At 45.4% G+C, this 1,459-nt stretch carries 2 protein-coding genes; both read right to left on the bottom strand.

The features are described from left to right. Positions 1-552: manganese efflux pump MntP (mntP, locus tag FDW94_RS07045; protein WP_137377394.1), on the bottom strand; the 552-nt coding region annotated here is incomplete at its 3' end. A gap of 433 nt (positions 553-985) precedes the next feature. Then, on the bottom strand, positions 986-1,444 hold the full coding sequence (locus FDW94_RS07040; RefSeq protein WP_048216190.1) for a DUF986 family protein: 459 nt from the start codon (positions 1,442-1,444) through the stop codon (positions 986-988). Positions 1,445-1,459 lie beyond the last annotated feature (15 nt).

Here is a 1,459-nt window from a genome sequence, read left to right as displayed (position 1 = left end):
TGCCCAGAGGATCTGGGCACCGATACCAATCAGCACCACCCCACCCAAAATTTCTGCTCGTTTGCCCAGCATCGGGCCAATGAAACGACCAATCATCATGCCGAGCGTGGACATAATCAATGTGGCGCAGCCGATGGCCAGCGCAGTGGCAATAATATTGACCTGCAGGAAAGCCAGACCCACCCCGACGGCCATTGCGTCGAGACTGGTGGCAATGGCGGTGGTAACCAGCAGCCAGAAACCATGACGGCGCTGCGGTTCTTCATCCTCATCACCGTTATCGCGAAAACCTTCGATTATCATTCGCCCGCCTAAAAAGATCAGCAGAATGAAGGCGATCCAGTGGTTCCACTCCAGCACGAATTTGCTGGCCAACATACCCATGCCCCAACCAATCAGCGGCGTAAGCGTTTCAACTGCGCCGAATATCAGACCTGTGCGCAATGCTTCAGAAAATTTGGGTTTATGCAGGGTGGCACCTTTGCCAATTGATGCAGCGAAAGCATCCATCGACATGCCAAAAGCGAGAAGAACGGTAGCGGTGAGATTCATAACAGCGTCCTGACCGGGGTATCCATAAAACACATCACTGCCCCCAGTAACCATGCATACAGGCCGGAATCACTGTAAATACAGCGCCATTCAGATATGCATTGCAGTTGATGTGCCTATGGTCTCGCCTGACTGAACCTGTAAATTCAGTCCGTACGCGCCACGTTTTTCAACGAGTATGTTGACACGTACATTTCCGGAGTCTGGAAATCGGCTACTCCCCAACGACGGGCGCAACCTTAACATATTTTGAGAATATAAAACAAGAAACGCAGAAATAATATTTGACTTCTAATTGAAAACGATTTTCATTTAGATTTATTTATAAATAAAACGTTAAAATAAATAACATTGTGGACAGTTAAATATAGCCTTGGCTATGTTGGTTTTTATACTGATATATAAAAAACATAGTTCAGGCTATATTTATAAACTATTGATTTGAAATTAAAAGTTTATATATCTTCTCAAGATCGTCTATATTTCGTACGCGGATCAACAATCTTCGATGTTCTAATTGCATCACTAATACACCGTCTTCAGATAAATTCATCTCTTTAATGCGGTTATATTCAATCCAGACGTTGGCGAAGAAAAAACCTTTCTGCTTGAAGATGATTTTTGGCGTACGGATCCAGAACAGATACAACCCCATCAATACCAGTGCACATAATAACCATGTGGTAAATTGCGCGCCGTGGCTGGTGATGTTGTTGTAGATAAGAATAGCTACCAAGCCAAGGAAGATAACGCTGTCAACTCTGCTGCGGGGAAGCAGGGCGACAGTAAGCAGAGTAGGGCCATTACGGCGGGGCATGATGAACTGATCGTAAATGGCATACGCCAGCAGCGAAAAGATAAATAGAACCAGCACCAGGTCCGTGATAGTCATGAATCCTCAACCCTC

The sequence above is a fragment of the Citrobacter sp. wls757 genome, from assembly GCF_005280935.1.
GTDB classification, from domain to species: Bacteria; Pseudomonadota; Gammaproteobacteria; order Enterobacterales; family Enterobacteriaceae; genus Citrobacter; species Citrobacter portucalensis.
Note: the sequence above shows the minus strand (reverse complement) of the source record. Positions and strands in the feature narration are given on the sequence as shown.